We start from the raw sequence: 22,245 nt of genomic DNA, 5'->3' as shown, positions 1-22,245 counted from the left end.
TGCGTTTGCGCCAGGGAGGGCGCGCTTCATGCGTTTCGGAGGCGTACGTTAACTGATGAATGATGTATTACTCAGTGGCATGCTGGAAAACCCGGAGAAAGGGCGCATTCGCCAGGACAATGAAGCGGTTATCCTGCCAGCGGCTGAGCGGGTGTTTGCCCGTTATGGCTTTCGTGGTGCTACTATGCAGCAAATAGCCGATGAAGCCCAACTCCCCAAACCCAACCTGCACTATTACTTCGGCAATAAACAAAACCTTTATCTGCGGGTACTGGAGCGCATTCTCCATGACTGGCTGGCTCCACTCGAAGTCATGGTGGCGGACGCAGACCCCAAAGCGGCGCTGGAAGCTTATGTACGCAAAAAAATCCGCTTCAGCTTTACGCGCCCGGATGCTTCAAAACTGTTTGCCAATGAAATATTGCAGGGTGCGCAGGTAGTGCAGCCGTTACTGCAAAATCAGTTGCGCCAGATGGTAGCTGAAAAAGCACGCATGCTGGATGGCTGGATAGCGCAGGGAAAATTACGCGCAACTGACACCACCCACTTCTTTTTTACTGTCTGGTCGATGACCCAGACCTACGCCGATTTTGATATTCAGATAGCCGCAATTCTGGGGAGTGATGCCCACAGTGAAGGTGCCGAAGAACGCGCAACCCAGCATGTGCTGAGTTGCGTTTTACGGATTTGCGGCCTTGAGTAACAGTGTATCTGTTGCTTATTAATGTGGCTAAAAGAGTCAAAAATGGTGCGAAATGCACCAAAATGAAGAAATTTTCCGTGTTGCTGAAAGTGTATTGATGACCTTAAGCCTTATTTTCTGCAAGGTTAAAGGAAGATGAAATAAATGGCATGCAAATCGCATGGGTATTCCTGAAAACTTAACCATTTGGTCAAAAATTTGCAGCCAGCCTTTTCGGGAGCTGCATCTTTCAGGAGAAGCATAATGAGCAGAGACGTCCCGCAGTATGTTGTTGTTCGTTGCCCCACCGAGCTGCCCCTGTTTCATTTTTTGGCAAGTGCAGGAGGTGGCTTGTGAATAAGCATGCGCCTTTGGGTATTGATCTGGCTGGCGTACAGGCTGGCAGATTAGCCCCGGCAGATTACGCGCGTGAGTTTGCCGATTGCGAAACCCCACTCACAGCACACCAGGCTGTAACAGAAGCTGACCGTTGCCACTACTGCTATGACGCACCCTGTAGCCAGGCGTGCCCGGCTGATATCGATGTCCCAGGTTTTATTCACCGCGTGGCGCAAAACAATACGCGTGGCGCTGCCGAACTGATTCTTACAGCCAATGTGCTGGGCGGTATTTGCAGCCGGGTTTGCCCAACAGAAAACCTGTGCCAGCAGGCATGTGTGCGTAACGCGCAGGATGGCAAACCGCTGAACATTGCATTGCTCCAGCGTTTTGCCACTGACCAGTTCTTTGCCGATGGTGGCAAGCCGTTGTTTGTTCGTGCTCCCGCCACCGGGAAGCGTGTGGCCGTGGTTGGTGCAGGCCCGGCAGGCCTGACAGTTGCGCATCAACTTGCAGTTGCAGGCCACGACGTGGATATGTTTGACGCCAGCCCCAAAGCCGGGGGGCTGAATGAATATGGCCTTGCCCGTTACAAAGTGGGCGAAAATTTTGCCAGCAAAGAGGTGGCATGGCTGTTGTCTGTAGGCGGCATTCATTTTCACCCACAAACCCGCCTGGGGCAGGATGTGCAGCTTAATACCCTGCGTGAAGAGTATGACGCGGTTTTTCTCGGCCTGGGCCTTGCGGCTGTTAACGACGCCAGCCTGGGTTCAGCAGAACCCGCAGGCGTCATGGATGCCGTTGATTTTATTGCCCGCCTGCGCCAGAGCACGGACCTCCGCCAGTTGCCTGTTGGCCGTAACGTGGTGGTGATTGGCGGCGGTATGACGGCGATTGATGCCGCCGTTCAGGCGAAGAAGCTCGGTGCGCGTGACGTCACTTTGGTATACCGCCGCGGGGCTGACGCCATGAAAGCCTCACCCAAAGAGCAGGCGTTTGCCAAAGACAACGGTGTCACGCAGCGTTACTGGTCTGCACCGCTGGCGTATCAACAGCAAAATAACCAGGTGACTGGCGTGACATTCAGTGTAATGGCCCAAAGTGACACCGGCCTGGTGGACACTGGTGAACGCTACACCCTGGCTGCTGACTGGGTGTTGAAAGCGATTGGCCAGGCTTACGACCCGGCTCCGGCAGGAACGGCGATAACCCTTAAACAGGGCCGCATCTTAATTAATGAGCAGGGCCAGACCTCGTTACCGGGCGTCTGGGCCGGGGGCGACTGTTGCTTCGGTGGCCTTGATCTCACGGTTGATGCGGTGCGGCAGGGAAAAATCGCCGCAGGTTCCATTGCACAGGCACTTTCTGTTGCTACATCTCACGCTGATTTCGCCGGGGAGCACGCTCATGGCTGATTTACATAGTAATTTTTTAGGTATCCACAGTCCTAACCCTTTCTGGCTTGCCTCTGCGCCGCCAACCGACAAAGCCCTGAATGTGGAACGCGCATTTGCCGCAGGCTGGGGTGGCGTGGTGTGGAAAACCCTCGGGCTTGACCCACATGTCGTTAACGTAAGCGGCCCACGGTACAGCACGTTGCGTGGCGCAGACCGCAAAGTACTTGGCCTGAATAATATAGAACTTATCACCGACCGCAGCCTCGCGGTTAACCTGGAAGAAATTGCCCAGGTGAAAAAACGCTGGCCGGACCGGGCGATAGTGGTCTCTGTCATGGTGCCCTGCGAAGAAGATGCCTGGAAAACTATTTTGCCGCAGGTGGAAGCGACTGGCGCTGATGGCATTGAACTGAACTTTGGTTGCCCGCACGGAATGAGTGAACGGGGCATGGGCGCGGCAGTAGGCCAGGTGCCGGAATATATTGAGATGGTCACCCGCTGGTGCAAACAGTATTGCAGCCTGCCGGTTATCGTCAAACTGACCCCAAATATCACCGACATCCGCTACCCCGCCAGAGCTGCGCGGGTGGGTGGCGCAGATGCCGTTTCACTGATCAACACCATCAACTCCGTGATGGGCGTTGACCTGGATTCCATGCTGATGACACCCCATACCGGCAATAAAGGTTCTCACGGCGGCTATTGTGGCCCGGCGGTGAAACCCATTGCCCTGAATATGGTGTCGGAAATTGGCCGCGATGCGCAAACCCAGGGGCTGCCGATTTCCGGTATCGGCGGGATTTCCACCTGGCGCGATGCGGCGGAATTTATCGCGCTCGGTTGTGGCAACGTTCAGGTGTGTACAGCCGTGATGGTCAATGGTTTCCAGATTGTGCGCGACATGATTAGCGGCCTGGAAAACTACATGGATCAAAAAGGGTTCCGCACCATTGAAGATTTCCGCGGCATGGCGCTGGGCAGTGTTACCGACTGGCGTTACCTCAACCTTAATCATGTTGATAAAGCCGTCATTGATCAAAGCCTGTGTATTAAATGCGGGCGTTGCCACCTGGTGTGTGAAGACACCTCTCACCAGGCCATCTCTACCTTACAAGACGGTGAACGCCACTTTGAAGTGCGCGAAGAAGACTGCGTTGGCTGCAACCTGTGCGCTTCTGTCTGCCCGGTAGAAAACTGTATTTCTCTGCGTAGTTTGCAACCCGGCGAAGTGGATAAACGCACCGGTAAAGTGGTGACCGACCAGTATGCCAACTGGACAACGCACCCCAATAACCCGATGGCAACCACCGCCTGAACCCTGAACAGAAAGGAGAAAACAATGGGTAATGTGTTGATTAAAGGCGGTACGGTGGTGAATGCCGATTACCAGCAACGCGCCGATGTGCTGTGTGCGGGCGGGAAGATTGTTGCCGTGGGTGATGCCGCTCAGTGGGATATTCCGGCGGGCACTGAAACGCTGGATGCCGGTGGGTTGTACGTGATGCCCGGTGGCATAGACCCACATACACATATGAATTTCCCGTTTATGGGCACCACCACGGTAGATGATTTCTACAGTGGGACTTCGGCGGCTCTGGCGGGAGGCACCACAACCATTATTGATTTTGTGATACCAAACCCGCAGCAGCCCTTGATGGAAGCTTACCATCAGTGGCGCGGCTGGGCAGAAAAAGCCGCATCTGACTACAGCTTCCATGTGGCGATAACCTGGTGGGATGAGAGTGTTCGCCGGGATATGGGCACGCTGGTGCGTGAAGAAGGGGTGAACAGCTTTAAACACTTTATGGCCTATAAGAACGCCATTATGTGTGATGACGAAACCCTGATGAACAGCTTCCGCCGTTGCCTGGAGCTGGGCGCAATGCCCACCGTCCATGCTGAAAACGGTGAAATGGTGTATCTCCTGCAACAAGAAATGCTGAAGCAGGGGATTACTGGCCCTGAAGCCCACCCGTTATCGCGCCCGCCAGAAGTGGAAGGCGAAGCCGCCAACCGGGCAATTACTGTTGCCAGCATTATGGGCGTACCTATTTATGTGGTGCACGTTTCCTGCCGTGAATCTGCCGAAGCCATTGCCCGTGCCCGCAACCGTGGCCAGCGGGTGTATGGCGAGGTGCTTGCCGGGCACCTGGTTATTGATGACAGCGTGTATCGCCACCCCGATTTCACCGTTGCCGCCGCCCATGTGATGAGCCCGCCATTTCGTGATAAATCCCACCAAAGTGCGTTATGGCACGGGCTGCAATCCGGCCAGTTACATACCACTGCGACAGATCACTGCACGTTCTGCGCCAGCCAGAAAGCCATGGGCAGCGACAGTTTCACCAAAATTCCCAACGGGTGCGGCGGGGTGGAAGAGCGTATGGCAGTCATTTGGGATGCCGGTGTCAACAGTGGCCGGCTGACGCCCAGTGAGTTTGTGGCAATCACCTCTGCCAACACCGCCCGCTTGTTTAACCTGTACCCGCGTAAAGGCTGTGTTGCGCCGGGTGCGGATGCAGACCTGGTGTTGTGGGACCCGGCAGGCAGCAAAACGTTATCTGCCGCCACCCATCACTCCCGTAATGATTTCAATGTGTTTGAAGGCCGGACCGTCACCGGCGTTCCGGTGTTTACCCTCAGCCAGGGGGTTGTGGTTTGGGCTGATGGTGAGTTACGTGCCCGCGAAGGTGCCGGGCGCTATATCAAACGCCCGGCATTTGGGCCGGATTTCAGTGCGGCAGCAGCCTGGGAGCGCCAGCGGGCACCACAGGCAGTAGCGCGTTAATACCCTGTTATTCGAATTCAATGAAGGAAGGAGAAAGTCATGACAAGTGAAGTATTATCCGCAACGAAAAAAACGGCAGATATCCAGAGCCTGCGCATTAATGGCCAACGCTTGTGGGATTCACTGATGCGCCTGGCTGAAATTGGTGCCACGCCGAAAGGCGGTGTATGCCGCCTGACACTGACGGATCTCGACCGCCAGGGCCGCGACCTGGTGGTGTCCTGGGCCAAAGAAGCCGGGTTATCTGTAGAAGTGGACCAGATTGGTAATGTGTTTATGCGCCGTGCCGGGCGCGATAACAGCCTGCCACCTGTTGTCGCGGGCAGCCATATCGATACCCAGCCCACCGGCGGCAAATTCGACGGTAACTTCGGTGTGCTTTCCGCCCTGGAAGTGATTCGCACTCTGAATGACTACGGTATTGAAACTGAAGCACCCGTAGAAATGGTGTTCTGGACCAACGAAGAAGGTTCACGCTTTGTTCCGGTGATGATGGGCTCCGGGGTGTTTGCCGGTATTTTCACTCTGGAGCAGGCCTATGCCGCTACTGATACCGCAGGAAAAACCGTAAAAGATGAGCTGCATAAAATTGGTTATGCCGGGCCGGCAGTTCCCGGGCAACACCCGATTGGTGCTTATTTTGAAGCTCACATTGAGCAGGGGCCGATTCTGGAAGACCAGGATATTTCTATTGGTGTGGTGCAGGCCGTGCTGGGGATCCGCTGGTATGACTGTACTGTAACCGGGATGGAATCCCATGCCGGGCCAACTCCGATGGCTATGCGCCAGGATGCACTCCAGGTCTCCACCCAGATTATGCAGGAAGTGATCGCCATTGCCGGGCAGTTTGCGCCCCATGGGCGGGGAACAGTGGGTATGGTGCAGGTGTACCCCAACAGCCGCAACGTGGTGCCAGGCAGCGTGAAGTTTTCCATTGATTTCCGCAACATGACCGATGCCGATGTCGATAACATGGATGCCGCCCTGAAAGCCTTTATTGCTAAAGTGGAACAGGAAAGTGGCCTGAGCGTTAAGCTGGAGCAGGTGTCTCACTACCCGGCGGCGCCTTTCGATCCGGCCTGCAAAGATGCCGTGCGCCGTGCCGCTCAGCAGTTGGGCTATTCCCATATGGATATTGTCTCTGGTGCCGGGCACGATGCGGTATATATGAGCATGCTCGCCCCCACCGGGATGATTTTTATCCCCTGCAAAGACGGTATCAGCCATAACGAAATTGAGTATTCCTCGCCGGAACAGGTCGAAAAAGGTGGCAATGTGCTGTTGCATGCCATGCTGGAAAAAGCGCAGGTGGTCAGCCGGAATTGAGTGCTACAGGATTCTGATTATATCTTCGGGATTAACGGGGGGTTATCCCCGTTGTTCCCGGCAGGTACCAATAACATATACACCAATAACAATAGAAAGATTAATGGTCTGATGTATCGGGAAGTAATCAACACAATTGTGTGGGAACACCGTGAAATACAAACGTTATTCACCAAAATACTCCCCCGGAAAGCCAGAGGAGTATAACAACCTGGTTAATGATACTAAGACTGATTAGCGGCAGCCATGGCCTGTTTTACCCAGCCATCGAAGGTACTTTGGTGCGCTTTAATCCAGCCATCAACTTGTTGCTGAACATCCTGTGCGGAGTCCTGGCCTTCATGCATCCGCAGGTTCTGGGCATTCACATCTTCCAGGGGAAGTTTCATGATGGCAAACAGTTTTGCCGCTGCCGGGTTTTTATCCGCCCATGCTTTATTCGCCACAATGTGTTCGTTATTAACGGAGAAACCATAATTCTTGCCATTTGGCAGGGTGGTATCCAGCCCTTTTAACCCGCCAGGGTTGGCGGAGAATGGCACGGTGAGCCATACCACATCTTTACCTGGTTTTAATACAAAACTTACCCAGTAAGGCGTCCAGGCATAATATAATACCGGCTTGCCTGCTTTATAACGAGCCAGCGTTTCTGCAATAATTGCGGAGTAGTTCCCCTGATTCTGCTCGACAGTATTGCTTAACCCATATGCTTTGATTTGTGTAGCAATGACAGCTCCACAATTCCAGCCAGGATTACAACCCGTTAAATCGGCCTTGCCATTACCAGTGGAGTCGAACAGTTTTGCTATTTTCGGATCTTTAAGCTGGGAGAGATCAGTAATATGGTATTTGTCGGCTGTTTTCTTATCAATTAAATACCCTTGTGCGGCACCACTGATATACGTCCCTTTGCGGTAAAACTTTTTGTCGCCGCCTGCTGAGTTATACATGTCGTTCTGTAACGGTTCCCAGTTAACTGCCATATAAGTGGCATCACCCTCAGATATGGCTGTATACGCAACGTTGTAATCCACTTCTTTGGTTGGCTTAACATCGTAGCCTAATTTTTCAAGTGCGCGGTTTACCAGTTCAGTCTGAAAGGATTCTTCCGGGAGTGGGCTTTGTACGGGGTAAACAGTTACACCTTTGCCGGGTAATCCAGCAGCCGTTGCGGACCCGGTTGCCATCAGTACGGCGGAAATTAAGGTGAGTGCAACAGGAAAGGTCTTTTTCATGGAACGGTTCCTTATGATGTTGTGCATATTATTCTCCGCCATAGCAGGGCGGATTTATAATTTTTTGGAGCACACATCAATAATGCGGCGGCGCTGAGATGCAGCAGGCGTATTATTGATTTTTGCTCATGCGGATGATGGTGAAAACAAAATTAACGCCATCAATTTTTAACGGTTTTTTGCGTTGTGCTACAATGATAATAGATGTTTTAGTTATCTTGTTTTGCCCTGTGTAAATATGTTGTTAATATCAACCCTACCATAATCTCTCTTCAAATCAAGTGCTAATGTTCTGCTTAATTCTCCCGGATGGTTAACTAATGCTGGCGATTATTACCTGCAATTGAATATAGTGTAATATTTTATTTATCTTGAAAAATACAAATTATATCAATGTGTTAGATTGGTTGTTTTGTGGGGTGGATATTGGAGAGTTGAAAGAATCATTCCGGCCTGATTATTGGCTTCGTCGCGTGCTGAAATGGCGCATATGACTTTAGTGATATACGCGCACAGTGATCAGGATAATGATGCGCCACCACAAATAATGTGTTCCTGGCCGGTTATTGCCCCCGCTTCTGGCGAGACCAAAAAATTGACCAGTGCAGCCACTTCTTTTGGGGCGATATAGCGGCCAATAGGGGGAAGTTTAGGTGGCGATGAAACATGGCCTGGTTGAGAGAGTATGGGGGAATAAGGTGCCCCTGGTGCTGGCGGATGCCGCATCGGCCAGAGGCACGGTGTAATCTTTCGCGCTTTATAACTGTTTACTCCCGAACGCGCCCAGCCAGTCTTGCTCAAATTTCTCAACCGCCGCTGTTACCGCCGGAGCAGAAATAAATTGCGTCGCCACATCCACGGGCAGTGTGATGGCACCGCAACCTGCCAGCAGGCAGTCCAGCGCCTGGCGGGGGGTTTTAAAGCTGGCGGCCAGTACTTGTGCCTGGGGCGCGTGTTGAACTAACAGTGACTGCAGGTCATTCACTAATTCAATACCACTCCCGCCCTGGGCATCCACCCGGTTAATGTATGGTGCAACATAGCGTGCGCCTGCCAGCGCAGACAGTAACCCCTGAGCTGCACCATAAACGGCAGTACCCAGTGTGGGAATACCTTCCTTGCTCAGGCACTTAATCGCTGCCAGCCCTTCTGGTGTTACCGGAACTTTCACTACCAGGTCCGCGATAATTGCCCGTAGTTTTCTTGCGTCATCCACCATTCCCTGCGCGGTATCAGCCATCACCTGGGCGAACAATTGCCCGGTTCCCCCCAGCGCATCATATAACGCGGGCAACAGGTTTTCTGGCCGTTGTTTACTGCTGGCAACAATACTGGGGTTAGTCGTCACACCCGCAAGAGGAAGGATGCGGGCCAGTTTTTTTACAGCGTGGATATCAGCGGTATCGAGGTAGAGCTCCATATTCAACTCCTGAAATTGTGATGGTTCGCGGCTTTTCATCATCATAGGCCAGCGAGCCGTGTTTTTGTTGTCGAAAATCAAGTTTTCTTTCTTTCGAAAGTGTTTTTATTTTTATACGAAACACGGTCAGGAGGCGAGATGATTTTCAATATCCAGCGGTATTCCACCCATGACGGACCCGGGATCCGCACAGTTGTCTTCCTGAAAGGTTGCTCTTTGGCTTGCCGGTGGTGCCAGAACCCGGAAAGCCGCAGTGCAGAACCGGAAGTGTTGTTCGATGCCCGTTTATGCCTCACCGGTTGCGAGCGTTGCTGCCATGCAGCGCCTCAGGCCATTAGCCGTAAACCGGGCGGCGGGCTGGATATCGCCCGTAGCAAACTTTCGGGTAGTGCGGTTAAGGCGTTGGTGAAGTGTTGCCCGAGCCAGGCGCTGACTGTATGCGGGGAAAACCGCACGGTGGAAGACATCATGCAGGTGGTGTTGCGTGATAAGCCGTTTTACCAGCGCAGTGGTGGCGGGGTAACGCTTTCTGGCGGCGAACCTTTTATGAACCCGGAATTAGCCCTGGCACTGTTGCAGGCCAGCCATGAGGAGGGTATTCACACTGCCGTGGAAACCTGCCTGCATGTTCCCTGGCACAATATTGAACCCTGCCTGCCTTTTACCCGCCTTTTTCTGGCCGACCTGAAACATACCAACACTGAGTTATTCAAAACCTGGACCCGGGGCTCAGCACGGCGAGTTATGGCTAACTTGCAACGCCTTGCGGAACAGGGCGCACAGGTCGTTATCCGTGTGCCTTTAATTCCTGGGTTTAATGCCAGTGAAGGTGCTGTACGCAGCATTGTGGATTTTGCAGCCGGGTTACCCGGCGTTGAACAAATACATTTTTTGCCTTACCACACCCTGGGCATGAACAAATACGCCCTGCTTGGCCTGCCTTATGAAGCGCCGGGAAAGCCCCTTGATAACCCGGCCTTGCTTACTTTTGCTCAGTCATATGCATACCAAAAAGGCCTGGCAGCCACTTTACGAGGATAATTGTATGACACAGTTGAAACTTGATGTCCTGACCGACCGAATTAAGGCACATAAAGCGGCTCTGGTGCATATCGTCAAACCCCCTGTTTGCACCGAGCGCGCGCAGCATTACACCGAGGTGTACCAGCAGAATATGGACAAACCGGTAGCTGTGCGCCGGGCACTGGCTCTGGCCCATCACCTGGCACAGCGCACTATCTGGATCCAGCACGACGAATTGATAGTGGGAAACCAGGCAAGCGAACTGCGTGCCGCCCCCATATTCCCGGAATACACCGTTTCATGGATTGAGAAAGAAATTGATCAACTGGCAGAACGCCCGGGAGCCGGGTTCTCCGTAAGTGAAGAGAATAAGCGAATTTTGCACGAGCTATGCCCGTGGTGGCGTGGGCAAACGGTGCAGGACAGGTGTTACGGCATGTTTACCGCCGAGCAAAAAGCCATACTTGATACTGGTATTATCAAAGCAGAAGGCAATATGACTTCCGGGGATGCCCACCTGGCGGTGGATTTTCCTGTGTTACTTGAAAAGGGGCTGGACGGGCTGCGTGAAACAGTTAATACCCGGCGTGCACTGATTAACCTGACGGTGCTGGAAGACTTACACGGCGAGCAGTTCTTAAAAGCGGTGGATATCACTCTGGAAGCGGTTAGCCAGCATATTACCCGCTATGCGGACCTGGCCCGGCATATGGCAGAACGCGAAACACGCGCTGAAAGGCGTGAAGAGTTGCTGGCTGTCGCCCACAACTGCGATGTTATTGCCCATGAACCGCCGAAAACTTTCTGGCAGGCACTGCAGTTGTGCTATTTCATCCAGTTGATTCTGCAAATTGAATCCAATGGCCACTCTGTTTCCTTCGGGCGCATGGATCAGTATCTCTACCCCTGGTACCGGCGCGATGTTGAACTGGAACAATCGCTGAGCCGCGAGCAGGCCATTGAATTACTGCAAAGTTGCTGGCTGAAGCTGCTGGAAGTTAACAAGATCCGTTCAGGTTCTCATTCTAAAGCCTCCGCAGGCAGCCCGCTGTACCAGAATGTGACTATTGGTGGTCAGAACCTGGTAAATGGTAAACCGGTAGATGCGGTTAACCCGTTATCCTGGTCCATTCTTGAATCCTGCGGGCGGCTGCGTTCAACCCAACCAAACCTGAGTGTGCGCTACCATGCAGGCATGGGCGATGACTTTCTCGATGCCTGTGTGCAGGTGATTCGCTGTGGTTTCGGTATGCCGGCATTTAATAACGATGAAATTGTTATTCCTGAGTTTATTCGCCTGGGTGTGTTGCCGGAAGATGCGTATCAATATGCTGCCATTGGGTGTATTGAAACGGCAGTAGGGGGCAAATGGGGTTACCGGTGTACCGGCATGAGCTTTATCAACTTTGCCCGTGTCATGCTGGCGGCGCTGGATGGCGGCCGTGATGCCACCAGTGGCAAGGTATTCCTGGCTCAGCCTGAAGCCCTTGCCGCTGGTAACTTTGCTGATTTTGAATCTGTGCTGGCCGCCTGGGATAACCAGATTCGCTATTACACGCGTAAATCTATTGAAATTGAATACGTAGTGGATACGGTTCTGGAAGAAAATGCCCACGATATTCTGTGTTCAGCGTTAGTGGACAACTGTATTGAACGGGCGAAAACCATCAAACAGGGTGGGGCAAAATATGACTGGGTTTCTGGTTTGCAAGTTGGTATAGCTAACCTGGGTAACAGCCTGGCCGCAGTGAAACAACTGGTGTTTGATGACCAGGCAATCAGTCAGCAACAACTGGCCAGCGCACTGGCAGCAGATTTTGCAGGTGCGGAGTTTGAACAGCTGCGCCAGATACTGGTTAACCGTGCCCCGAAATATGGTAATGACGATGAGTCTGTGGATGCACTGTTAGTACGCGCTTATCAAACTTATATTGATGAGCTGAAGCAGTACCACAACCCACGTCACGGGCGTGGCCCTGTTGGCGGGGATTACTATGCCGGCACTTCTTCTATTTCTGCCAATGTGCCATTTGGCGCGGCGACGATGGCAACCCCGGACGGGCGCAAAGCCCATGCGCCACTGGCGGAGGGGGCAAGCCCTGCATCTGGCACCGATCACCTTGGCCCCACCGCGGTTATCAGTTCAGTCGGCAAATTGCCCACAGGCTCAATTCTGGGGGGCGTGTTACTTAACCAGAAGCTCAACCCTTCTACCCTGGATAACCCGGCAGACCGCGAAAAACTGATGTTTTTACTGCGCACTTTCTTTGAAACCTATAAAGGCTGGCATATTCAGTACAACATTGTTTCCCGGGAAACACTGGTTGAAGCGAAAAAGCATCCGGACCAGTACCGTGACCTGGTGGTGCGGGTGGCCGGATATTCGGCATTCTTTACTGCGCTGTCGCCGGATACCCAGGATGACATTATCGCCCGTACTGAACATGTGTTGTGACACCGCAACTGGCGCCACACTCGCCTGTAGTGTGGCGTGAACTCCGTAAAGCATAAGTGTTATGTAATAAATATGAAGTAATACATGCGAAGTAATAAATGTGAGGTGGAGAGTATTAAAGTGTGCAGGGGCAAGGAGTGCGCGTGGCAACAAATAACAGCTACTCAGGCCAGGCGTAATACTTCATACTTATGAATGATGTACTTATGAATGATGTGGATATGAATTAATACATGTCCATTCTGATAACCATACTTTGGTGCCCAACCCCACAGCGGCTGCACAACAGGCAGGTGCGGTGGGGTTTGTTTTATTATGGATGGTTTTTAAAGTATTCCGCCAGCGCATCACGAATCAATGCACTGACACTTTTTGGGTCGCGGCCACTGCGTTTATTGCGCAGTGCCGTATCTTCGGTTTTATCCAGTAACGATGCTGGCAGCGAAATAGTGGTGCGTTTCAGTGGGTCTTCCGCTTCTGTAACTGGTGCGCTGTTACCCGGTGAACCGTAAGGTTTGCCTGCCAGGCGCTCTGCCAGTTGTTCGATGTCCTGGTCACTGGCATATTTCCGGGTGGCGGATGCCTGCTGGCTGGGTTTTTTCAGTGCCATCAGAACACCTCCTTAATCAGTGCAAGCACTTCATTTTTCGCCTGCTCATTACTGGTTTCCATAACGGATTTCCCCTGAGGCATGACATCACGGTAAACCTTGCGAAAGCAGGCTATGGCATTAAGTGGAGTGATTTCCGGGAATTCTTTAATGTATTCCAGAAATTCATAGCGCTCATTGCCGCGAATCAGCGGGTTGGTGGTCGCCATCGTCTGGTAACCGAACACTTTTAGTTCCGGGTTAAGGTCGCGCCATGAGATAACCTGCTGTTGCAGCTCAATAAGCGTATCGAGATCCAGTTGTGAACTTTGGTGCGGGGCGATAATAATATCAGCCACAGTACCACCCGTTACCAGTTCGCGGCTGTTACGACCGGTTACATCAACAATAACGTGGGTGTATTTCTCGTTCAGGCTTCGCAATGTGGCGGCGATATTATCCCGTTTTTCCACCAGAGTGATGGCAGGGCTTAACCGCGCTTCTTCCCGTTCACCAATCCACCTGGCGGCGGAACGTTGCACATCTGCATCCACCAGGCACACATCGTTGCCCTGTTGCGCAAGGCCGACAGCAAGGTTAATCGCTGTTGTTGTCTTGGCGGCACCACCCTTGTTACAACCCACAATTGTTATCATTGCAACCTCCAATGTTAAGTATGAAGTAATACTTATCACTTCATATGTATTACGTATTCTTTGCTGGCCTGCCCTTTCAGCAAGGGTAGGCAGTAAACGCGCACAGTATGAATGAATCATTATGAGGTGTGAAGTGTCACTTCACAGGTGGTACTTCACAAGTAACATGTATGAAGTATTACTTATGAAGTACTATTTATGAACCAGCCGGAGTTAAATCAGTGCCATAGCGAGGCAACGAAGCGATATTTATCTGCCTTATTTTTAGCAGGGAAAGCCGTTGCCATAAGGCTTTGCGCTGTTATGCAATAGCGGCTGCATCGGTGACCTGGTCTACCTGAATACCCTGCTCTTGCATGCATTTCAGGGCGTCCGCAGGCAGTTGGGAGTCGGTTATTACATGGCGAAACCCATGGTTTTCTGTCGATAATGGGTAAGGGTGAATGATTCCGAATTTTGATGAGTCGGTTAACGCGATGGCCTCAATGCCTTTATCCAGAAGCGCACAAACCACGTCACTACGCATCATGTTGCGCCCGGTAAACCCGGTATCTTTGTGCCAGCCATCAACGCCAATAAACGCTTTTTGAAAATGCACATGCTGGATACACAGGCGGGTTAACGGGCCAACAACAGACTCACTCCCTTTTTGGTATAACCCGCCCAGAACAATCACTTCACAACGGGCATTTTTCAGGAGTTGAGCAATATAGTGGCTGACTGTCACCAGTGTTATTGACGGGTTATCAGCAAGGCTGCGTGCCAACAGTGCGTTAGTACTGCCGCCTTCAATAAACACCGATTCACCGTCTTTCACCTGCGAGGCCGCGTATTCTGCGAGAGTCTTCTTCAGTGGAAACCGGGTATTCATGCGTACGCCGACATCTTCCAGATCCATAGCAATGGCAGAACCGTGAACACGCTTTAAGTAGTTTTCGCGCTCCAGTGCCGTCAGATCCTGGCGGATGGTGACTTCAGAAACACCCGTAAGGTGCGATAATTCGTTAACGCTGACGCTGCCTTTGTCGTTCACTAACTGGATTATTTTTTGATGGCGTGCATTCATGTTTCAGTTCACTGATTACCCTTGATTTTGCCAGTGTAACAAAAAGGCAGGCCTGGCAGAAAGGCGCAGCAGTTCTGGCACCCTGTAAATGGCAGAGCGCCAGCGCGGTGTCAGACGTGGTACAGGCTTATCCCTAAGCTGCGGCGGCCATTATCGTTTAAATCCGCAATCAGGAACCTGTCCTGCCAGTGCTGTTCGTAGTTTTCACGGGGAAAATCGCCCGGTGAAGCGCCTTGTTCCAGCGCTTCGACTACGCGCCGGGCATAGCGGCGGTTTTTATCACACAAAGGAGCTGCCGGAATATACATGACATTACCGAAGCCTTGCTGGTTTTCTACCGGCGCTACGGCGTGAATAACATCGCAGTGCCACCAGACAGAGTCACCTGCTTCCAGTTGCGGAATGCTGCATAACCCGTTTGCCAGAAGCGGATGCCATTGCTCACTGATGGGTAACACACGGCCAGGTGCAACGCCACAGAGTTCATCTTCCGGAACATCATCCAGTAATGGGCGCAGGAGTACCAGCGCCATCGCTTCGGGGACCGGCACTACATGCAGTAAACCCTGGCCAGGTTGCATGTCTGACAGCGCAGTCCAGCCCTGAAAAGTGCGAAAAACCGAGCACTTAGTCGTGTTATCGACATCATATTCGTCAACGTCTGTCCGCCAGGCGGCATCCCACGGGTCATACTGGTCAAACTGGTTATTGAAGATATGGCGGAATACTTGCTGGTAAGCCGGTAATAACCAGCGCTCCAGTGCGCCTGAGTCAGTGTGGGCACCTAATCCTTTTGATGTGGTGCCGGGTAAACGGCGGCGGATCCGGTCAGGGTAAATAATGCTGACATCGGGATCAAACCATTGTTTTCCTTGCGATTCAAATGACCACAAACGATTCAGAAATGACTGAACACCTGCCATTGAGTCACTTTGGCGAGCCTCCATTTGGGCACGAGACCAGTAAATCGGGTAAATCTCCGGGCGCGAAGCTTCCAGAGAACCAAAAAAGTTATCACCCGGGCCGCGGTAAATGTCATCGAATTTATTGGTGTCCAGGTAGTTCAGCATGGACTGATCCCAGGCGAGAGCCTGCTCGCGCGGGAAATGTTGTTTAACCACCAGGCAACCCCGCCGTTTGACGCGCGCCCGCAGAGTATCACTGATATTACCCGACAAAATTTCTTCGCGGCTGGCAACTGGCCAGGCGGTGCCATAGCGCTGTTCATCTTCCCGGGCTGCAGCCAGTTCATGAGTAATTTTGGCTTCAACGTGTTTAAACAAACCGGCCACATCACCAATTTGGGCCCGCAGGGCTCGTTTCATGTTCACAATGCTGGCTTTGACATCTTCAGGCAGAGTTTGTGCAGTGAATGTATCTTTCATCGTTGGCTCCTGTTTTATCTTCGAATGAATTATATTTACTTTCATTCGTAATTTTGGCGAGTATAACAACTATGAAACATTTAAATGCGAATAAGGTCACAAACTGTGGGGAGCACTATCAAAGGGGGACAACAGGTTGCCCTGTAACAAACGGAGGTGGAAGCCAGGAAACAACACGGTGGCTCAGGGCTCACCGTGCTGGTAGTGAAGGCAAAAAATTAAATTTCGCGGGCCATTAATGCTCGTAAAAAATGTTACCTTCTTCTGCGCGCAGAACTTTGCCTTCGGCATTGGTAATGAGTACATAATCGCCACCCATGTAGGTCCAGTGGCTGTCGGGCTCTGGCGCAGGCAGGTGGCGGAGCTGCCACTTGTCAATTTCATAGGTTTTTGAACGATAAAGTTCAGGCACAATGTCGCCAATACTGAAATGCTTAAAATCAGCGGTGAACGACGTAATGGCGTAAGGATCCTGCCCGCTGGTTTGTGCTGCGGGCGCCGCTGTTTCATCATCAGCATGCGCGCAGGCAAATGGCAACACGCTGGTGCTAAGCAACAGCACGGATAACAGTAACGGTATGGACTTGGACATAACCTCTCCCGATGAAACTGCTTTGAACATGGACAAGTAGCGCATCGATAAAAATAAATAAACAGGACAGCATTAGACACGCCCGCTATGAATTAATATGCATGGATTTTGTTTCCTGATGTAACCTTATGTACCTTCAGGTAAGCAGATGTCTCGCCATACGGATATAGGGCAAGCCTGATTTCTCGAAAGGCGCAGAACAGGGGGCAAACCCCAGTTTCTCATAAAATGCACAGGCAGTTTGCCGGGCGTCCAGCTCAAAACGCTGCGCACCTTGTTGTTCCAGTTGTTTTAGCACTGTGGTTAGCAGGATTGTGCCAAACCCTTTACGCTGCCATTGAGGCAAAGTGGCAAACTTGCGTATCTGCCAGTGCCCCTCAGCCAGGGAAAATGCGGAAAGGCAACAGATGAGTTCACCTGTGTGATACACACCAAAGTGCAGAGCGGTATCATCACCAGGTACAGCACTGAATGCCAGCGGCTTATCTGGCCATAACACTTGCTGGCGCAGGGGCATATATTCGCCATTTTCCAGCACGGCAATATGCCAGCCATCACCATAATCAGATTGTTTTACCTGGTAGCTTGCCGTGTGCCGGGTAACAGCAAGGCGCTGGCTGGCGAATGCCTGGTTAGTGAGTTGCACCTGTGCCAGCACATCGCGTGGTGCCAGGCCTGGTGTGCCACTGTTAAACGGTGGTTGTGGGGCATACTCCAGTTGTAGCTGAATCCCCTGAGCGATATCTGCTCCCCAAATATCACTTATTACGCTCAGCGCAAAATCAATACCCGATGTAACACCCGCCCCGGTAATTCTGTTGCCATCACGCACCACTCGTTGTGCCAGCGGAATGGCGCCAAGCAGGGCAAGTTGGTCCAGTGAGGCCCAGTGCGTTGTTGCCTGGTAGCCATGCAGCAGCCCGGCAGCTCCCAGCACTAATGCGCCAGTACATACAGCCGTGATAAAACGCGCCTGTTGCGCCCGTTCACGCAGAAACTGCAGGGTTTCAGTGTCATCCATCAGCGGGATTTGGCCGGGGCCACCGGGTACACAAATCAAGTCAAGTTGTGGGCAGTCGGTAAAGGTCGCCGTGGGTTGAATCCCCATGCCTTTGTCAGACTGAACAATGTCTCGCGTCTTCCAGATAAGGTGCACCTGAGCACCCGGCGCACGGGAAAACACTTCCCACGGGCCGGTTAAGTCCAGTTGCGTCACCCCTGGGAAAAGAAGAAATCCAATGGAGAATGGGTTCAAAACCTTGCTTTGTATGGAGGAAGCCATGAGTCACCTTTTTACCGTATCTGCCCGCGCCGATAAGCCAGCCTATAACAGTATGAAAGTATTACCAATCGGTAACGGATGCGTGCTGCGTTTTTATTTTCTGAATATAAGAAAGTGATCTGGATCGCACTTTTTGCTACCATGCTAATAATTTCTAGAGTTATTATTTCACCCATCGAAGGCACAGGCCTTTTACCAGTATTGATAGATGAATTGAATTAGGAACAAGACCATGAAAATGATGAAAACGCTTTTTGCTGTTGCTGCGTTAACCCTGGTTTCTACTGCAAGCTTTGCACAAACTGTGAGCGCCACCGCCAGTACTCTGGATGGTGCGGAAGCGAAAATTGCTGCAGAGGCTAAACAGGATGGTGCGTCTTACCACATCACTGAAGCCCGTGATGGTAACCAGGTTCATATGACCGCAGAACTGACCAAATAATTAATGGTCGCTGAGGGAACAGCCGGACGAAGCCGCGTGAGTGCGGCTTTTTCCGGTTGTTTTGTTTCTGAAAACGTTCTTTCTGCCAGAGCGGCAGTGGCGTTATAAAATGCCAGCCTGCCAGAAATCTTGCAGGTTAATAGCCCCTGCCAGTTTGTGATTACTGTCAGTGACAGGCGCGGCGCTGATGCGCTGGTTCATAAGTTGTTCTTTTGCTTCTACAGCACGGCTGTCAGCATTCAGTGTAAACCCACCACGAGTCATTGCCTGAGTGACACTGTCTTCCAGTTTACCGCCACCTACCAGCCAACGCCTTAAATCACCATCGGTAAAGACACCACTGACTTCAGTGTGTGTATTAACGACGGGTACCATTCCCAGGCCAGTACGGCTTAATTCAAGCATTGCGTCCATCACTGTTGCGCTGTCGGTAACCTGTGGCACATTTTCGCCCTGGCGCATCAAATGGTGTACCCGGTTGAGTAAGCGTGCGCCGAGCGCCCCTGCAGGGTGAGAGCGGGCAAAATCTTCTTCGTTAAACCCGCGCGCCTGCATGACTGCCATTGCCAACGCATCGCCCATCATCAGGGTATTTACGGTGCTGGAGGTAGGCGCCAGATGCATTGGGCAGGCTTCACGCTCAATCGAAATATCAATAACTGCGTGTGCTGCCTGTGCCAGAGGAGAGGTGTTCTTGCCGGTTATTGCCAGTAACAATACTTGTTTTTCAGCCAGGCGGGGGAGGATAAAATCCAGCTCTTTTGCCGTGCCGGAATAGGAGATAAATAACAGGATATCGCGCGATTCAATCATGCCCAGATCACCATGCAGCGCTTCTGCCGGGTGAACAAAGAAAGCCGGTGTCCCGGTACTGGCAAGTGTCGCGGCCAGTTTTCTGCCAATATGGCCGGATTTTCCCATACCGGACACAATCACTTTGCCATTGCAGTGCAGCACTGCTTTAGCTGCTTTCAGAAAGCCTTCATCAAGACGCTCTGGTAATTTACTGGCTTCATGTAACTCCAGAAGCAGGGTGTTTTTGGCGGCGGCGAGCAGAGAATCACTCATTATTTTCTCCTGTGATAATGACTTTTATCCCGGAGTCTTCCAGTGCTTTGTGGAATTCCGGGCTGATGCCATTGTCCGTTATCAATATATCTACCTGGTCTAATCCACACACAACGTTCGGGCTTTTGCGCCCAAATTTGGTTGAGTCTGCCATCAGAATAACTTGCCTTGCGGCGTTACACATTGCTTTACTGACAGTAAATACCTCATTAAACGTGGTTACACCCGCATTCAGGTCAATACCATCGGTACCCATGAATAATTTATCGAAGCTGAAGTGCTCAAAGGCATTTTCGGCCAGCTGCCCATGAAAAGAGGCGGATTTTTTGCGAAATGTGCCACCCGGCATCAGGATGGTTTGTTCGTTATCCAGTTCAGAAAGTGCATTGACGATATGCAGGCTGTTGGTCATTACCGTGATGTTGTTAAAGTGCTCCAGCAGCGGCACCATTTGCAGCACGGTACTCCCGGCATCCAGAATAATGGAGTCGCCATCCTGAATAAAACCGACGGCGGTGTGCGCAATTTCTTTTTTTTGTCGGGTATTAATCAGGGTTTTGTGATCAATGGGGGGATCGGCTTCGTCTTTGTTCAGCATCACGCCACCGTAGGTGCGAATGACGGTACCGGCGTTTTCCAGTGACACCAAATCTTTGCGAATGGTGGTTCCTGTGGTGGCAAAGAACTGAGCCAGTTCTTCAACCGAAGATTTACCTTGTTTCTGCAGATGCTCAAGAATGGCGGCCTGGCGTTGACGTGGTTTCATTAGCTAACCTTACAAAATTTGCAAAATGATAACTTCGCAAGCCATAAGCGTTCAAAACGAAATTATCTTTGTTTCAGTTTAAGCGCTAATAATAGAGCATTCTGACAGTTCTGATCATTGGGAAAGATCACATCAGATTGTAATTGTTGCTTTGAGAGCCCCTGAATATTGGGAAGTGCTCTGGGTTTTGCAAAAATAGTCAGCCCTTTCATCAGAAATGAATCAATGACACGTTCTTGCTCATCGAGGGCAATGGCCACCACTACTCTGGGGCGAAAACGGCCGCCAGAACGGCCAACACCTACCCGGCCTTTCAGGCAAAGTGCATCAAATGCACGGTTGAAACGGTATATTTGCCATGCCCCCAGAACCATCTGGCTGAACCAGGCAATGGCGGCGAGAGTAATCAGCGCGCTAACCATAGATGTCTCCTTTCATTGTGCTTACTCTGTTACCCGCAAGCGTTTAGTTACTACGCCTTAGTAGCCGCATGGTGCTGAACGCTGGCTGGGGCCACTTGCCTAAAAGAGAAGTGGCCCGCACAGCAGGGTAAGGTATCAGTCAGTGTTAAAACATGACCTGCCCACCAGTTATATTGATTGACTGCCCGGTACAATAAGAGGCTTTGTCACTGGCGTAAAACAGCAATAAGTTCAGGACATCCTGGTAATCACAACCGCGTTTTAGCGGGACTTTATCAATATAATACTGTTCCACCTGCTCGGGCTCGATCCCCAGTTTCTGCGCGTATTGCGGTAGCAGTGACTGGAACATCGGGGATTTCAACAGGTTGCCAAGCATCAGTGAGTGAACAGTAATTCCGTATTCAGCCAGATCCAGCGCCAGCGATTGTGTCAGCCCCACACCACCAAATTTTGCCGCACTGTACCCCGAGTTATGTTTGCTCCCCACTTTCCCGGACTTCGAGTTAATCTGAATTATACGCCCCTGGATATTGTCGCGAATCATCAGGCGTGAAAATTCACGCGCACACAGAAAGTAGCCAACCAGGTTTACTTGTAATGAACGGTCAAAATCACCCAGTGCGAAGTCAGAAATAAACGCCGCTTTGGCAATACCGGCGCTATACACCAGTAAATCAACCCGGCCAAAAAACTCATCCACACCACGGGCTACCGCCATGACGCTTTGCTCGCTGGTGGCATCGGCACCAAACCCGCAGGCAGTGCCTTCACCAAATTCATCGTTAATGGTTTGTGCAACACGCGAGGCTTTATCGCTTTGAATATCAACAACCGCTACGCGGTACCCTTCTTGTGCGAGCCCATGGCAAAGGAACGCACCAAGAGTTTGTCCCCCACCAATGACAACGGCAACCTGATTCATGTGTAACTCCTTAAGTAACCTGTTAAGCAATAAATTTGATAGTGCTGCCCGTGGGAATGTCACATGGCGTTTGCCCGGCGACATGAACGCACCCGGGATATTCCGCCTGTTCACTGCCATCGAAGCGCAAGGTGATATGCCCCAGTTCACGCAAGTTTTGCCCTGCAACCGAGCCCACAGCGGTAACGGGGTAACGGTGCCCGGCCAGTTCCAGTGTGCAGCCGGGGGCCAGGTCGGCATTCAGTGCGCCATGGCTGTGGATAAAACAGAACGCTTCAATGTCTGCCGGCGCTCCTTCACGGAAAGTAATCAGCATGTTGTCGAGCAGCGCGTCACATGCGTGTTCGCCAATATGTGTGATGGTGGTCTGATAAATAGTGTGCATTC

At 51.7% G+C, this 22,245-nt stretch carries 21 protein-coding genes and 2 pseudogenes; 8 read left to right on the top strand and 15 right to left on the bottom strand.

The features are described from left to right. Window positions 1-55 precede the first annotated feature (55 nt). From MPHASIOC01_RS15760 to MPHASIOC01_RS15740, 5 genes are all read left to right on the top strand, one after another. Window positions 56-703, top strand: a complete 648-nt coding sequence (locus MPHASIOC01_RS15760; RefSeq protein ID WP_353612901.1) for a TetR/AcrR family transcriptional regulator — start codon at window positions 56-58, stop codon at window positions 701-703. A 332-nt stretch (window positions 704-1,035) separates the two neighbouring features. Further along, window positions 1,036-2,436: an NAD(P)-dependent oxidoreductase gene (locus tag MPHASIOC01_RS15755; protein ID WP_353612900.1), complete on the top strand. Its 1,401-nt coding sequence runs from the start codon at window positions 1,036-1,038 to the stop codon at window positions 2,434-2,436. Then, entirely contained in the window at window positions 2,429-3,733 is a 1,305-nt protein-coding gene (gene preA / locus MPHASIOC01_RS15750) for an NAD-dependent dihydropyrimidine dehydrogenase subunit PreA (RefSeq protein WP_353612899.1), read from the top strand. The genes MPHASIOC01_RS15755 and preA overlap by 8 nt, the downstream gene beginning before the upstream one ends. A gap of 24 nt (window positions 3,734-3,757) precedes the next feature. Next, a complete protein-coding gene (gene hydA / locus MPHASIOC01_RS15745) occupies window positions 3,758-5,206 on the top strand; it encodes a dihydropyrimidinase (protein ID WP_064600927.1) in 1,449 nt (482 codons plus the stop codon). Between the two features lie 39 nt (window positions 5,207-5,245). Next, the gene (locus MPHASIOC01_RS15740; RefSeq protein WP_353612898.1) at window positions 5,246-6,532 is read left to right on the top strand and encodes a Zn-dependent hydrolase; all 1,287 of its coding nucleotides are present in this window, start codon (window positions 5,246-5,248) and stop codon (window positions 6,530-6,532) included. A gap of 224 nt (window positions 6,533-6,756) precedes the next feature. Here MPHASIOC01_RS15740 and proX read toward each other — a convergent pair whose 3' ends face one another. The 3 genes and pseudogenes from proX to fsa form a co-directional block, all read right to left on the bottom strand. Then, window positions 6,757-7,767: a glycine betaine/L-proline ABC transporter substrate-binding protein ProX gene (gene proX / locus MPHASIOC01_RS15735; protein WP_064600923.1), complete on the bottom strand. Its 1,011-nt coding sequence runs from the start codon at window positions 7,765-7,767 to the stop codon at window positions 6,757-6,759. A gap of 519 nt (window positions 7,768-8,286) precedes the next feature. Beyond that, window positions 8,287-8,478, bottom strand: a pseudogene (locus tag MPHASIOC01_RS15730) (SDR family oxidoreductase); the annotation flags it as partial. Between the two features lie 46 nt (window positions 8,479-8,524). Beyond that, on the bottom strand, window positions 8,525-9,187 hold the full coding sequence (gene fsa, locus MPHASIOC01_RS15725) for a fructose-6-phosphate aldolase (RefSeq protein ID WP_064601029.1): 663 nt from the start codon (window positions 9,185-9,187) through the stop codon (window positions 8,525-8,527). A 138-nt stretch (window positions 9,188-9,325) separates the two neighbouring features. On the opposite strand from fsa, the gene MPHASIOC01_RS15720 reads away from it, so the two are divergent. Together MPHASIOC01_RS15720 and MPHASIOC01_RS15715 are read left to right on the top strand one after the other, a co-directional pair. Continuing rightward, complete coding sequence (locus tag MPHASIOC01_RS15720; RefSeq protein WP_353612897.1) at window positions 9,326-10,228, top strand: glycyl-radical enzyme activating protein; 903 nt, start codon at window positions 9,326-9,328, stop codon at window positions 10,226-10,228. Between the two features lie 4 nt (window positions 10,229-10,232). Then, window positions 10,233-12,665: a formate C-acetyltransferase/glycerol dehydratase family glycyl radical enzyme gene (locus MPHASIOC01_RS15715; RefSeq protein ID WP_353612896.1), complete on the top strand. Its 2,433-nt coding sequence runs from the start codon at window positions 10,233-10,235 to the stop codon at window positions 12,663-12,665. A 313-nt stretch (window positions 12,666-12,978) separates the two neighbouring features. Here MPHASIOC01_RS15715 and MPHASIOC01_RS15710 read toward each other — a convergent pair whose 3' ends face one another. The 7 genes and pseudogenes from MPHASIOC01_RS15710 to MPHASIOC01_RS15680 all read right to left on the bottom strand — a co-directional run. Then, complete coding sequence (locus MPHASIOC01_RS15710; RefSeq protein WP_064600916.1) at window positions 12,979-13,275, bottom strand: hypothetical protein; 297 nt, start codon at window positions 13,273-13,275, stop codon at window positions 12,979-12,981. Continuing rightward, a complete protein-coding gene (locus tag MPHASIOC01_RS15705) occupies window positions 13,275-13,910 on the bottom strand; it encodes a division plane positioning ATPase MipZ (RefSeq protein WP_064601027.1) in 636 nt (211 codons plus the stop codon). Before MPHASIOC01_RS15705 ends, MPHASIOC01_RS15710 begins: the two co-directional genes overlap by 1 nt. A 301-nt stretch (window positions 13,911-14,211) precedes the next feature. Next, a complete protein-coding gene (locus MPHASIOC01_RS15700; protein WP_064600914.1) occupies window positions 14,212-14,976 on the bottom strand; it encodes a DNA-binding transcriptional regulator YciT in 765 nt (254 codons plus the stop codon). Between the two features lie 110 nt (window positions 14,977-15,086). Next, a complete protein-coding gene (locus MPHASIOC01_RS15695; protein ID WP_064600912.1) occupies window positions 15,087-16,361 on the bottom strand; it encodes a DUF1479 domain-containing protein in 1,275 nt (424 codons plus the stop codon). A gap of 235 nt (window positions 16,362-16,596) precedes the next feature. Further along, window positions 16,597-16,953 carry an RcnB family protein gene (locus MPHASIOC01_RS15690; RefSeq protein ID WP_353612895.1) on the bottom strand — a complete coding sequence of 119 codons (357 nt, stop codon included), beginning with the start codon at window positions 16,951-16,953 and terminating at the stop codon, window positions 16,597-16,599. Window positions 16,954-17,089: 136 nt separating this feature from the next. Then, on the bottom strand, window positions 17,090-17,470 hold the full coding sequence (locus MPHASIOC01_RS15685; RefSeq protein WP_231889228.1) for a GNAT family N-acetyltransferase: 381 nt from the start codon (window positions 17,468-17,470) through the stop codon (window positions 17,090-17,092). A gap of 66 nt (window positions 17,471-17,536) precedes the next feature. Further along, a pseudogene (locus MPHASIOC01_RS15680) lies at window positions 17,537-18,235 on the bottom strand (DJ-1/PfpI family protein); the annotation flags it as partial. 232 nt (window positions 18,236-18,467) lie between these two features. Here MPHASIOC01_RS15680 and MPHASIOC01_RS15675 point away from each other — a divergent pair. Then, window positions 18,468-18,677 carry a YdgH/BhsA/McbA-like domain containing protein gene (locus MPHASIOC01_RS15675; RefSeq protein ID WP_064600908.1) on the top strand — a complete coding sequence of 70 codons (210 nt, stop codon included), beginning with the start codon at window positions 18,468-18,470 and terminating at the stop codon, window positions 18,675-18,677. Between the two features lie 102 nt (window positions 18,678-18,779). Here MPHASIOC01_RS15675 and gutQ read toward each other — a convergent pair whose 3' ends face one another. The 5 genes from gutQ to srlB all read right to left on the bottom strand — a co-directional run bounded on the left by gutQ (window position 18,780) and on the right by srlB (window position 22,243). Beyond that, window positions 18,780-19,745 (bottom strand): arabinose-5-phosphate isomerase GutQ, encoded by a 966-nt coding sequence (gene gutQ, locus MPHASIOC01_RS15670; protein WP_353612894.1) that lies wholly within the window; start codon window positions 19,743-19,745, stop codon window positions 18,780-18,782. Next, window positions 19,738-20,511 carry a DNA-binding transcriptional repressor gene (locus tag MPHASIOC01_RS15665; protein ID WP_064600903.1) on the bottom strand — a complete coding sequence of 258 codons (774 nt, stop codon included), beginning with the start codon at window positions 20,509-20,511 and terminating at the stop codon, window positions 19,738-19,740. Before MPHASIOC01_RS15665 ends, gutQ begins: the two co-directional genes overlap by 8 nt. A gap of 62 nt (window positions 20,512-20,573) precedes the next feature. After that, complete coding sequence (gutM, locus tag MPHASIOC01_RS15660; protein WP_064600901.1) at window positions 20,574-20,933, bottom strand: transcriptional regulator GutM; 360 nt, start codon at window positions 20,931-20,933, stop codon at window positions 20,574-20,576. Between the two features lie 145 nt (window positions 20,934-21,078). After that, window positions 21,079-21,858, bottom strand: a complete 780-nt coding sequence (srlD, locus tag MPHASIOC01_RS15655) for a sorbitol-6-phosphate dehydrogenase (RefSeq protein ID WP_353612893.1) — start codon at window positions 21,856-21,858, stop codon at window positions 21,079-21,081. A 22-nt stretch (window positions 21,859-21,880) separates the two neighbouring features. Further along, window positions 21,881-22,243, bottom strand: coding sequence for a PTS glucitol/sorbitol transporter subunit IIA (gene srlB / locus MPHASIOC01_RS15650; RefSeq protein WP_064600896.1), 363 nt, complete (start codon window positions 22,241-22,243; stop codon window positions 21,881-21,883). Window positions 22,244-22,245: the final 2 nt, after the last annotated feature.

Origin of the sequence: Mangrovibacter phragmitis (genome assembly GCF_040429585.1) — a bacterium.
Lineage (GTDB): Bacteria > Pseudomonadota > Gammaproteobacteria > Enterobacterales > Enterobacteriaceae > Mangrovibacter > Mangrovibacter phragmitis.
This window is presented reverse-complemented; position numbering and strand designations above follow the sequence as displayed.

Bases quoted from the DNA above. Each gene is read 5' to 3' on its own strand.
- MPHASIOC01_RS15760 (WP_353612901.1), top strand. From the start codon at position 56: ATGAATGATGTATTACTCAGTGGCATGCTGGAAAACCCGGAGAAAGGG.
- preA (WP_353612899.1), top strand. From the start codon at position 2,429: ATGGCTGATTTACATAGTAATTTTTTAGGTATCCACAGTCCTAACCCT.
- hydA (WP_064600927.1), top strand. From the start codon at position 3,758: ATGGGTAATGTGTTGATTAAAGGCGGTACGGTGGTGAATGCCGATTAC.
- MPHASIOC01_RS15740 (WP_353612898.1), top strand. From the start codon at position 5,246: ATGACAAGTGAAGTATTATCCGCAACGAAAAAAACGGCAGATATCCAG.
- proX (WP_064600923.1), bottom strand. From the start codon at position 7,767: ATGAAAAAGACCTTTCCTGTTGCACTCACCTTAATTTCCGCCGTACTG.
- fsa (WP_064601029.1), bottom strand. From the start codon at position 9,187: ATGGAGCTCTACCTCGATACCGCTGATATCCACGCTGTAAAAAAACTG.
- MPHASIOC01_RS15720 (WP_353612897.1), top strand. From the start codon at position 9,326: ATGATTTTCAATATCCAGCGGTATTCCACCCATGACGGACCCGGGATC.
- MPHASIOC01_RS15715 (WP_353612896.1), top strand. From the start codon at position 10,233: ATGACACAGTTGAAACTTGATGTCCTGACCGACCGAATTAAGGCACAT.
- MPHASIOC01_RS15710 (WP_064600916.1), bottom strand. From the start codon at position 13,275: ATGGCACTGAAAAAACCCAGCCAGCAGGCATCCGCCACCCGGAAATAT.
- MPHASIOC01_RS15705 (WP_064601027.1), bottom strand. From the start codon at position 13,910: ATGATAACAATTGTGGGTTGTAACAAGGGTGGTGCCGCCAAGACAACA.
- MPHASIOC01_RS15700 (WP_064600914.1), bottom strand. From the start codon at position 14,976: ATGAATGCACGCCATCAAAAAATAATCCAGTTAGTGAACGACAAAGGC.
- MPHASIOC01_RS15695 (WP_064600912.1), bottom strand. From the start codon at position 16,361: ATGAAAGATACATTCACTGCACAAACTCTGCCTGAAGATGTCAAAGCC.
- MPHASIOC01_RS15690 (WP_353612895.1), bottom strand. From the start codon at position 16,953: ATGTCCAAGTCCATACCGTTACTGTTATCCGTGCTGTTGCTTAGCACC.
- MPHASIOC01_RS15685 (WP_231889228.1), bottom strand. From the start codon at position 17,470: ATGCCCCTGCGCCAGCAAGTGTTATGGCCAGATAAGCCGCTGGCATTC.
- MPHASIOC01_RS15675 (WP_064600908.1), top strand. From the start codon at position 18,468: ATGAAAATGATGAAAACGCTTTTTGCTGTTGCTGCGTTAACCCTGGTT.
- gutQ (WP_353612894.1), bottom strand. From the start codon at position 19,745: ATGAGTGATTCTCTGCTCGCCGCCGCCAAAAACACCCTGCTTCTGGAG.
- MPHASIOC01_RS15665 (WP_064600903.1), bottom strand. From the start codon at position 20,511: ATGAAACCACGTCAACGCCAGGCCGCCATTCTTGAGCATCTGCAGAAA.
- gutM (WP_064600901.1), bottom strand. From the start codon at position 20,933: ATGGTTAGCGCGCTGATTACTCTCGCCGCCATTGCCTGGTTCAGCCAG.
- srlD (WP_353612893.1), bottom strand. From the start codon at position 21,858: ATGAATCAGGTTGCCGTTGTCATTGGTGGGGGACAAACTCTTGGTGCG.
- srlB (WP_064600896.1), bottom strand. From the start codon at position 22,243: ATGCACACTATTTATCAGACCACCATCACACATATTGGCGAACACGCA.